Annotated in this window: 4 protein-coding genes; all 4 read left to right on the top strand. The window is 59.3% G+C overall.

What is annotated here, in order from left to right; genetic code table 11:
* Nucleotides 1-238 precede the first annotated feature (238 nt).
* The 4 genes from ISN39_RS13790 to ISN39_RS13775 all read left to right on the top strand — a co-directional run bounded on the left by ISN39_RS13790 (nucleotide 239) and on the right by ISN39_RS13775 (nucleotide 11,379).
* On the top strand, nucleotides 239-1,417 hold the full coding sequence (locus ISN39_RS13790; protein ID WP_194727885.1) for a polysaccharide biosynthesis/export family protein: 1,179 nt from the start codon (nucleotides 239-241) through the stop codon (nucleotides 1,415-1,417).
* Nucleotides 1,418-1,641: 224 nt separating this feature from the next.
* Nucleotides 1,642-9,084 (top strand): type I polyketide synthase, encoded by a 7,443-nt coding sequence (locus ISN39_RS13785; protein ID WP_194727884.1) that lies wholly within the window; start codon nucleotides 1,642-1,644, stop codon nucleotides 9,082-9,084.
* A 1-nt stretch (nucleotide 9,085) separates the two neighbouring features.
* The gene (locus tag ISN39_RS13780; RefSeq protein WP_194727883.1) at nucleotides 9,086-10,501 is read left to right on the top strand and encodes an aminotransferase class I/II-fold pyridoxal phosphate-dependent enzyme; all 1,416 of its coding nucleotides are present in this window, start codon (nucleotides 9,086-9,088) and stop codon (nucleotides 10,499-10,501) included.
* Between the two features lie 14 nt (nucleotides 10,502-10,515).
* Complete coding sequence (locus ISN39_RS13775; protein WP_194727882.1) at nucleotides 10,516-11,379, top strand: SDR family NAD(P)-dependent oxidoreductase; 864 nt, start codon at nucleotides 10,516-10,518, stop codon at nucleotides 11,377-11,379.
* Nucleotides 11,380-11,403: the final 24 nt, after the last annotated feature.

Below are 11,403 nucleotides of genomic sequence, written 5' to 3'. Positions count from 1 at the left end.
TTTAAGCGCCTTTAACTCAAATTGTAGATAGTTCGCTGGGCTGCTTGCGGGAGTGTGGTTGAGCCCTTACTGCACTATAGCATTGATAACGCAGCTGTGATTTTTTTAGGGATCGGTCCGCCAATTGGCTTGTTGTGAGACGTTCAGTGTGCTTTGCAGGTGCGAATTAGAATCTTTTGCAAATAGGTCGGCTGTGGCAACCAGCAAGAATGTCACTGCCGATATCGAGGGAAATCAATTGGTTCGATCGAGTATTGTGTTGATCTGCCTTGCCTTGGCGGGCTGCCAGGGGTTGCCTGCGCAGGGACCTCTTGCCGATACAATTAACAAGGATGCCGGGCGATCCGCTGCAGAAGTCGGTCGCCGTAATGCTGCCGTTTTCGATATCGTTGACGTTGACAGCCGTTCTGCCACTCTCGTCTCCAATTATGTGGCGACTGCTCTCAATCGCCGTTTCGGTATTGGTGGTGGCGTGGGTCGCGTGGTCATTGGCGTCGGGGATCACTTGAAGGTTACGATTTTCGAAGCCGGCAGCGACGGGCTCTTCTCGACGACGGAATCGAAGCAGACGAACCTCGATATCGTAGTGCAGCCAGATGGTATGGCCGCAATTCCCTATGCAGGATCGGTTCAGTTTGAGGGCAAGACACTTGAAGAAGCCCGTAAGGCAATTCTTGCGTCACTGGCGAACAAAGCCGTCGAGCCGGACGTCATCGTGACGAGCGTGAGCACGGCATCCCGAAACGTGACGGTGTCTGGTGAGGTCGGCAAGCCGTCCCAGGTGCCGCTGAGCCTCGTCAGCGAGAAGATCACCGAAGTGCTTGCGAAGGCAGGCGGCTCGCAGGCGCAGCCGTACGAGGCCTATGTCACGCTCGTCCGCGGCAAGAAAACCGGTACGGCGCTTCTGAAGTCGATCATCGAAAATCCCTCGGAAGACATTTACGTCCAGCCCGGCGACCGGATTTTCGTGTCGAAGGACCCGCGGACGTTTACAATCCTTGGCTCCGCCAATCTGAACGCACGTATCAATTTCGGTGCGAACGATCTCAATCTGCTTGAGGCGGTCGCACTTGGTCGAGGCGGCAATGATCAGGCGACGGACGCAAAGGGATATTTCCTGTTCCGCTATGAAGAGCCTGATGTCGTCATGAGCCTGCTTGGCACCAAGCGGTTCCATGAGCTGCTGAACAAGGGACTGGCGCCGGACAGCGTTGGCCGCTATCCGATCGTCTATCGTTTCGACATGAGTCATCCGGATAGCCTGATCGTTGGGCAGACGTTCCCGGTCAAAAATCGCGACGTTATCTACATCTCGCGCCATCCTGCCGTCGATATTCGTATGTTCCTGGGTATTGTCGGGCAACCGGTCGGTATTGCAGCGCAGAGCGCTGGAATTTACAACAACATGAACGATTAGATCTAGTTTCTGATTGTTGCTATGCTTTTGGAAGGGGCTCCATCAGGAAATGATGGTGCTCCTTCCTTTGTTTACAATCGGTTACGGTTGTTATTGAAAGTTATGGGAATACAACCACAGATGCCACTTTTTCGGATGACAAGCCGTATCTTTTATGATGTGAACTTTAGCTGGCATTGACAGCCACCCTCTGCCGCCTACCGCTATAACGACACCGGGTGAACATGACGATTGAGATTATTGGGCGCGCAAGCGTTGCTCCAGGCGCTTCTTCAGTGGATGAACTGCGGCAAATTCTCGAGGATGGGAAGTGCACCGTCAGCGAAATCCCGGCCGAGCGCTGGCAGCTCGCCCGCTACTGGCACCCGCATCAAGGCATCCAGGGCAAGACCTACACGTTCGCCGCCGGCGTTCTTACTGACGTCTATCATTTCGATCCGGCAGTCTTCGGTCTTTCCCAGCGCGAAGCGATGCAGATGGATCCGCAGCAGCGGATACTGCTGGGCCTTGTGTGGCGTGCGCTTGAGGACGCCAATCTTCCTGCAGCTTCCCTGAGTAGCGAGCAGGTGGGCGTCTATGTCGGTGCATCCAGCCTCGATAACGGCAACCTTGCCGTCGAGGATCCGGCGACCGGCAGCCCTTATTTCATGACGGGCAACACGCTTTCGATCGTTTCGAACCGTATCTCGCATATCTTCGGGCTGCGCGGTCCAAGCATGACGATCGACACCGCCTGTTCGTCGTCGCTGGTGGCGCTCGACCAAGCCGTCCGCGCGCTTGATCGCGGCGACATCGATACGGCGATCGTGGGCGGGATCAATCTTTTGGCGCATCCGCTTTCCTTCGTCGGTTTTGCGCAGGCGCGTATGCTGTCGCCCGAAGGCCTGTGCCGAGCCTATGACACGAATGGCCATGGCTATGTGCGCGCCGAAGGGGGCGTCGTGCTGGTGCTTCGCCGCACCGACAAGGCTCTGCGCGAAAGGGACCGCAGCTACGCCCGCCTTCATGCAACCGGCGTCAATTCTTCAGGGCGTACCAATGGCATTTCCTTGCCGTCGCGGGAGGCGCAGGCTGCCCTCCTGAAGTCGGTTTATGAAGGCGCCAATATCGATGTGAACCGCATCGCCTTCATAGAAGGCCATGGTACCGGCACGCGCGTCGGCGACCCCGCTGAAGTCTGGGCCATCGGCAACGTCATCGGCAAGAACCGCCGCGCGCCAGTTCCGATCGGCTCCATCAAATCGAATATCGGTCATACCGAACCAGCCTCCGGCCTCTTCGGTCTCCTTAAGGCAGTCATTGCGCTTGAAAACAATTTCCTGCCGGCAACGCTTCATATCGAGCGGACCAACGAAGACATCGATTTCGAGGATCTGAACGTTCGCGTCAACACGTCTCCGATCGAGCTAATGCCTGCGAAAACCCCGCGCTTTGCAGGCGTAAACTCGTTCGGCTTTGGCGGCACGAACGCCCATGTCGTGATCAGCGATCCGGATCCTGTCGCACCGCCTGAGCCGCAAGCAAAGGGTGATCGCGTCATCTTCATGGCAAGCGCCCATAGCGCCTCGGCACTTGAGGGCCTGCTTGATAACTATAAGCAGCGTCTGGAGCAGGCCGAGACCAGAGAGGCGCGCCAGCTTGTCGCTTCGGCGGTGGCGAACCGTGAGGCAATGCGCCACCGTTTTGCTGTCAAAGCGAAAGACAGCGACGGAGTGCTGGCCGCAATCAGCGCTCATCTGGCAGGCGAGCCGACGGCTGGCGAGCATGGCGAGGTTCCTGGTCAAGGCGTGCGGGTAGCATTTGTCTTTGCTGGAAACGGCTCTCAATGGCCGGGCATGGGCGTGGATGCCTATCGCGAAAACGCGCATTTCCGCCAATGCTTCCAGTCCTTCAGCGCGCTCTTTGAATATTATCTCGGCGAAAAGCTGACTGATCTGCTTTTTTCCAAAGACCTGCCGGAGCGGCTCGCAGACACCAAGATCGCTCAGCCGATGCTGTTTGCGGTGCAGGCGGCGTTGACCGACTGTCTTTCGGCGCAGGGCCTGAGACCCGATGCGGTTTTTGGTCACTCAGTCGGCGAAATTGCCGCTGCCTACGCCGCCAAGGTGCTGACGGCCGCAGAAGCTGTGGCAATCGTCGCCAAGCGTTCGCAGCATCAGGACCTGCTCGCCGGCGAAGGCAAGATGGCAGCGGTCGTCATGAGCGCGGATGCCGCGCTTGCTTTCGCAAATGCGAACGGCTTCGACAATATCTGCATCGCAGCCATCAACGCGCCGAATTCAGTGACGATTTCCGGCCCATCAGACGAGGTTCAAGCCTTCCGCGACGCCGCCCGCAAGGCGCAGATCGTGGCGCATGTGCTCGATATTAATTATCCGTTCCATCATCCGATCATCGATCGGGCGAAAGATGCATTCTTCGACGATCTGCCGGATCTTGAGCCAGATGCCGGCGTCGGCACGTTCATTTCCACCGTCACGGGCCGCCATGCTGATGGGCAGACGCTGGACACGGCTTATTGGTGGCGCAACGTGCGCGATCCGGTGCTGTTCAAGGACGCTTGTGAAGCCGCGATGGAAATGGGTTGCAACCTTTTCATCGAAATCTCGCCCCGCCCGATTCTTTCGAACTATGTGACGGACAACGCCAAGAACATTTCGCATCAAGCGGCCGTAATCCCGACGCTTGCACGTGAAAGCGTAACCGGCCGCGATCCGGTCGCGCAGTCCTTCGCGCGTGCTGTGGCTCATGGCGTATCGCCGCTTCGCTCACGCAACGCCGCCGGTCGCAACGCCTTCATTCAACTTCCTCCGCTGCCGTTCGAGAAAATCGAGTTGCGCCCGCAGCCGACGAGCGACGAGATCGACATCTTTGGCCGCGATCAGCGTGTGCCTTATACGCTGCTCGGGTGGCGAACCGATCCGAACGCATCGAGCTGGAAGAACCATGTCGACGCCAACCTGCTGCCAGACCTTGCAGAGCATGTCGTGGATTCAAAGGCGATCATGCCTGGCAGCGGCTTTATCGAGATCGCCGTAACGGCTGCGCAGCAATATTATGATACGGACGAGGTCGAACTCGGAAATCTGGAGATCGTCCGGCCGCTGGAATTGCGGCAAGATCGTATCGCCGAACTTTCGACGGTCCTTTCTCCCGAAACCGGCAACATCGAAATCCGCTCGCGTGAACGGCTGAGCAATGACGACTGGACCGTTCATGCCGTAGCCCGGGTGCGCAAGACGATCGATGCTGTGGCCGACGAGCGCGCAGCCCCCGTCGCCGGCGAAGTCAAATCGGTTCTGACGGCCGAAAAGACATATGAGACAGCTGAGCGCTTCGGCCTGCAATATGGTCCGCATTTCAGGTTGTTGTCGAAGGCCGTCGCTTTCGGGCACGGTCTGATAGAGGTCGATCTCAAGACGGCACAAAAACCTGCACACCCTTACCTGAGCTACAATCTGAATCCGATGTCGGTCGATGCAGCGTTTCACGGTCTGGTGGCGCTTTTCGATCAGCTATCCGGCGATCAGGCAGGCGCGCCCTATATCCCTGTGCGCTTCGGCTCCGTTCGCGTCAGGCGTTCTGAACGCCCGGTCGTCAAGGCGACGATCGGGATCGATCGGTTCAGCCAGAATTCGATCAAGGTGCGTTTCCGGATGTTCGACGATGCCGGCACGCAGGTTGCGGCATTCGACGATTGCCGCTTCCGCCGGACGTATCTGAGGCGTCACCACACGCTGGATTCCGTCGCCTTTCACTATGAGAGCGTCCCGTCCGCGCTTTTTGCCGCGACATCCGACATTCATGCGCTTCCGGTCATTGCTGGCCCCCTGGACGTTGCGCTGAATAACGCAACCCTTCTGCTCGACGCCGCCGTCTATCGCGCATGCCACGAGATCGCGCTTGCGCTCGCGGCAAAGGATGGCTCGATTACGATTGGTAGCCTTCCCGGCGATGCCGCATTCAGATCCTTCCTCACCAGCTGCCTCTTCAGCCTTGAAGACGCGGGCATTGCCTCGTCCGATGATGCAAAATGGACCGTTGCGACTGAATTCACGCTGCCGCCGGTCCAGGAGGTTCTGCGGGAACTCTATGGTGAAGATGCCGGCCGCATCGCGGAAGCCGTCCTCATCAACGATGCGCATCGCGACGCTCTCGAGAAAATCGCCACCCTCAAGCAGGGCAACGACATTGCTTCTTCGAAGTCGGTCAGCGAAGCGACGCTGGAGCATGTTCTCGTCCATTCGCCCTTGAGCTTGCACCGCCTTTCTGTCGTAAGCGGCATGGTCGATGGTGTGCTGAAAGCGAAGAAAGGCGGCATCCGTCGGATTCTGGAAGTTGGGTCTATCTCGACCGCCTTCAGCCGCAAGCTTGCCCTGGCAGCAGCCGAACACGGCGCTTTGCTGGTCATTGCCGACCCGCGTGAAAATATCCGGCGCACGCTGGAACTCGCCTTCGAAGACAGTGCGCATGTCATTGTCGCAGACCCCGATAAGCTCGGCGATCAGGCCGCGGCCGATCTGGTTGTCGTTGCGGGCGATCAGAGCCAGCAGTATCTTTCCAGCGACGAGGCGCTCCAGGCTGTCGTGCGCAAGGCAGCTGCTCACGGTGCGACGCTCGTCCTTGCCGATCGTGCGCCTTCCGCTTTCAACGACTTCGTATTCGGCCTGTCGGACGGCTGGTTTGCAGGCAGCCAGTCTCCGGAATTTCCGATCGGAAAGCTCGGAACCGCCCGGCAGATTGAGGATCTTGCACATTCGCTCGGATTTGCGGACGCAAAGGTCGACGAAGCCGAGTATCCGGAAGGCAGGCTCGTTTCGCTGATCGCGCAGCCGAAGGTGGTAAGCGAAGAACCACTGGCCGCCGAGGCCGGTAATGGCCCGCTATTTGTGATCGGCGAAGGCTCAAGCCACGCCTCGGACTTCGGCGGGCTGGCAACAATATCCGTTGCGGCGGAGGAGCCGAAGTCGGCTTATGCTGAAGCCTTCTCCAAATTTGCGGGCCAGCCGGTGCGCGCGGTCTATTATGCCGAGCGCGCATCGAAGGAAGACCCATCGAAGCTGTCACAGGATCGGCTCGTTACATTTGCGTCTTTCGCAGAAGCGCTTGCCGCCTACATGCAATCCGGCGAGGCTGCCGCAAACAGCCGTCCGCAGCTTCTTCTCATCGCGCCCGGCGGCTCGCCGCTTTCCGGTGAGGGGACCGACGGCGCAAACTCCGGGCTTTGGGCCTTTGCCCGCGTCCTGCAGAACGAGTATGAATTCCTGGACGTCCACATGCTCGATGGGGAACCCGGCGATCGGCGTGTTTCCGGCATCGTGAATTCGATTTTCGCATCACATGGGGCAAACCGCGAATGGATGCTCGACCCGGCAACCGGCGAGGTCCGTGAACTTCGCGCTGTTACCGGGCCTTCAGCGTCCTCTGCCCGGATGACCGACGGCTATGCCGCTGCCACGATCCGCCAGCATTCGGCCGGACGACTCGACAGTGTTGCCTGGGAAGCATGTGACGTACCGTCTGCTGCCGACGGTGAGATCGTCGTTGCCGTCGAGGCAACGGGTCTCAACTTCCGCGACGTCATGTGGGCTATGGGCCTGCTCCCCGAAGAAGCACTGGAGGACGGCTTTGCTGGCGCCACGATCGGCATGGAGTTTGCCGGACGTGTTGTCGAAACGGGCATGGGCGTCAGTGATCTGAGGCCTGGGGACAAGGTGATGGGCATCGGCCCGGCCGCCTTCTCGACGCATGTGAGGGTTCGCCGGGATGGTGTCACCAGGCTACCCGAACGGATGGATACGGTCGCCGCAGCAACTGTGCCGGTCGCGTTCCTCACGGCCTATTACGCCATGGTCGAGCTCGCCCGCATTCAGCCCGGCGAGACGATCCTGATCCATGGTGCCGCAGGCGGTGTCGGCCTGGCTGCCCTGCAGATCGCAAAGCTGAAGGGTGCCACGGTCATTGCCACGGCGGGAACGCTTGAGAAGCGTCGCTTCCTGGAAACGCTCGGCGCCGATCATGTCTTCGATTCGCGCTCCCTGGACTTCGTGACCGATATCCGCCGGATTACCGATGGTGCCGGTGTGGATCTCGTTCTCAATTCGCTCTTCTCCGAAGCCATGGAACGTAGCCTGGAACTCGTGAAGCCGTTCGGGCGCTTCCTTGAACTTGGAAAGCGCGACTATTATTCCGACCGCAAGATCGGGCTCCGGCCTTTCCGCCGCAATATCAGCTATTTCGGCATCGATGCCGACCAGCTTCTCGTCAATGTGCCGGAACTCACGAAGCGGATATTCACCGAAATCGGAGAGTTGTTCTCCGCCGGAAAGCTGGTGCCGATCCCTTATCGCGCTTTCGGTTATGACGAGATCAGCAGCGCATTCCGTCTCATGCAGAATGCCGGCCACATTGGCAAGATAGTCGTCCGTCCCCCGGTCATCGGCAAGGACAAGGTCCTTCCGGCGCCCGGCAAGGCGCTTCATTTCGAGTCCGATGGCATCTTCCTAGTGGCAGGCGGTATCGGCGGCTTCGGCCTTGCGACCGCAAACTGGCTGGTTTCGAAGGGCGCCCGGAAGATCGCGCTTTGTTCGCGCAAGGGCGTTGCCGACGACGAGACCCGCAAGGCGATCACCGAATGGACAAAGAAGGGCGTCACGGCAAGCGTGCATGCTTGCGACATTACTGAGGAGAAGGCGGTCGCCGCCCTGCTTGGCGAATTGCGCACCAAGGCGCCGCTGAAGGGCATCGTCCATGCAGCCATGGTGCTTGACGATGCCCTGCTTTCGAACCTCACCGCAGAACGCAACCGGCCCGTCGTCGACGTCAAGGTCAAGGGCGCGGAAATCCTCCACCGGTTGACGGCAGATGACGACCTCGATCTCTTCCTGCTGTTCTCGTCCGCGACGACGATGCTCGGCAATCCAGGGCAGGCGAACTATGTCGCAGCCAACGGCTACCTCGAAGGTCTGGCGCGCCAACGCCGCGCAGCCGGACTTGCCGGTCTGGCGGTCGGCTTCGGCGCGATTGCAGACAAGGGCTACCTGGCGCGTAACGCCGAGGTGAACGAGGTGCTTTCGAAGCGCATCGGCAAGTCGGCATTGAAAGCGGGCGATGCGCTGGAGCAGGTCGAGCGCTACATGCTTGCCGATCAGGGCCGCATCGAGGGTGCGACCGTCATGATCGCCGAGGTCGACTGGAGCGCGGCGCGGCTTCTTCCAATTGCCGGAAAGTCGCTCTTCGAGACGATCATGCGCCAGGCAGGAAGCAGCCAGGCGACCAATGACAACGAAACCATCGATCTCGAGGCGATGATCGCCGGCAAGTCTGCAGATGAAGCGCAGGCCCTTCTCCATAAGCTGGTCGCTGCCGAAATCGCAGCGATCCTGCGTATCACCGAAGATGGGATCACACCGGAAAAAGTGCTGAAGGATATCGGGCTCGACAGCCTGATGGCGATGGAACTCGGCATGAGCTTCCAACAGAAGACCGGTTTCGACATACCGCTGAGCGGTATCAGCGATGGCACGACCATCGGCGATGTTGTGGCTCGTCTGCGGGAGCGCGTGGCCAGCCGTAGCGGTGGAAACGAGGGAGCAGGCGAAGCCGAGCAGGTTGTCAGCCAGCTGATCCAGAGTCATTCTGGCACGGTTCAGAAAGCGGCAATGTGAAATGACGGACAGTCCAGACGGCAAGGCGCAGGACCGGAAAACGGGACTGCTCGATCAGATGCGGCACGCCAACGAGTCGTCCGGCAGAAACCGGGCAGCCCGGATGAACCGCCACCCTCAGCCGCCGGTTCGCCAGGTGACACGATTCGACGAACTGCCGGAATATCAGCGGGTGATGACCCAGAAGATCGGGGCGCAGATGGCTGGCATCGGCAACCCCTTCTACCGATCTCATGACAAGGCGGCAGGTGCAACGACTGTCATGGCCGGCCGGGAATTCGCAAACTTTGCCTCCTATGACTACCTCGCAACCAATACCGACCCGCTCGTCAACCAGCGGGCAAAAGAGGCGATAGATCGCTTTGGCATTTCTGCATCAGCAAGCCGGCTGGTTGCCGGAGAGCGGCCCGTGCATGTCGAACTTGAACGTGCTCTTGCCAAGGTCTACGGCGTCGACGCTGCCGTCTGCTTCGTCAGCGGCTACCTGACCAATGTTGCTGCGATCAGCTGTCTGATGGGCCCGCAGGATCTCGTGATCCATGACGAGTTCATCCATAACAGTGCGCTTGCCGGGATCAAGCAGTCAGGCGCGACGCGCCGTCTCTTCAAGCACAATGACGTCGAGAACCTCGAATCCGTTCTGAAGTCTCTGTCCTCCGACTTCCGGCGTATCCTGGTGATCGTTGAAGGCGTTTACTCGATGGATGGCGATATCGCCGACCTGCCGGCACTGGTCGAGCTGAGGTCGCGTTACGGCTTCTGGCTGATGGTCGATGAGGCGCACGCTCTCGGCGTCCTTGGAGAAACCGGTCGCGGCAGCTTCGAACATTACGGCATCGATCCACATGACGTCGACATCTGGATGGGAACGCTTTCAAAGACCACATCGAGCTGCGGCGGCTACATAGCCGGAAGCCAGGCTTTGGCGGACGTCTTGAAGGCGGAGGCCGGCGGCTTCGTCTATAGCGTCGGCCTGGCGCCGGTACTGGCGGCTGCGGCATTGACCGGGCTGGAAATATTGACGAAAGAGCCGGAGCGTACCGCCCGGCTGCGGCGCAACGGCGCGCTCTTCCTCAAGCTTGCGAAGGAAGCCGGTCTCGATACCGGGCTTGCGACCGGCTATTCCGTTGTTCCGGTGATCGTTGGGGATTCCGTTCGCGCCGTGCAGCTTTCCAACGATCTTCTCGAAGAGGGCGTAAACGCGCTGCCGATCATCCATCCGGCAGTTCCGGAAGGCATGGCCCGGCTGCGTTTCTTCATCACCTGCAATCACACGGATGAGCAGATTAGCCATGCCGTCACTGTGACGGCAAAGCGGCTGAAAGATTTACAGGACCGCAATTTCGGCCTAGGTTCGATCGACTTCGAAAAGGTCATGAAGCTCCTGCCGATGAACCAGATGGCGGGCAAGCCTTAAGGCAGGACGATGCAATGCATGTCATCGTAACCGGCGGTTCAAGCGGTATCGGATTAGCAGTCGCAAAGGCTTACGCCGCCAGAGGCGAGCGTGTTTCGCTGATCGCACGCGATGCGGCACGCCTCGATCAGGCGGTTCGAGACGTCCAGGCTGTATCGAAGGGCGGAAGCTCTTTTGCCGTTTCGGCTGACGTTTCCAAGCATGAGGACCTGGCATTTGCAGTCAAAGCCTGTGAAACGGCAAACGGCCCCTGCGATGTGCTGATCGCCTCTGCCGGCATTGTCGAGCCGGCCGCCTTCGATGCTATTTCGGCCGCGGCCTTCGACCAGCAAATAACCACAAATCTCCTGGGCACCGCAAATGCCGCCCGTGCCGTCTATCACAGCATGAAGGCGAGGGGGCAGGGCACCATCATGGTGGTCTCGTCGGGTGCCGCATTGATTGGCCTTCACGGTTATGCGGCCTACTGCGCCTCTAAATCGGCCCTCAAGGGTTTTGCGGAAGCCGTACAGGCGGAAGCCGTCGGAACGGGAATTCGCGTCTCCATCTGCTTTCCGCCTGACACGCTGACACCCCAGTATCAGCGTGAAATGACGATGCGGCCATGGCAGGCCGAGGTTCTCATGGGCAAGGTGAAGCCCTGGACGGCGGAAGCAATTGCACAGCGCATAATCGCCGGTATCGACCGCAACCGCTCGAAGATCCACTTTACGCTATCTCTCATGGCGCTTGCCTATCTGGGGCCGTTCATCAAGCCGCTGCTTTCGCGCTGGTACCGATATCGATTGAAGCGTGGCGCAAGGGAAACGCATGCAACGCCATCGACTGTGCATTTGAAGACAGGGATATCATCGGGCATTGACACGCCCAAGCTTTAGTCGGATTTGGCATTTGTTGCCGGT

The organism is Rhizobium sp. 007 (genome assembly GCF_015353075.1).
In the GTDB taxonomy this organism is placed as follows: Bacteria; Pseudomonadota; Alphaproteobacteria; order Rhizobiales; family Rhizobiaceae; genus Rhizobium.
This window is presented reverse-complemented; position numbering and strand designations above follow the sequence as displayed.

Coding starts and splice junctions, on each gene's coding strand:
- ISN39_RS13785 (WP_194727884.1), top strand. CDS start 1,642: ATGACGATTGAGATTATTGGGCGCGCAAGCGTTGCTCCAGGCGCTTCT.
- ISN39_RS13780 (WP_194727883.1), top strand. CDS start 9,086: ATGACGGACAGTCCAGACGGCAAGGCGCAGGACCGGAAAACGGGACTG.
- ISN39_RS13775 (WP_194727882.1), top strand. CDS start 10,516: ATGCATGTCATCGTAACCGGCGGTTCAAGCGGTATCGGATTAGCAGTC.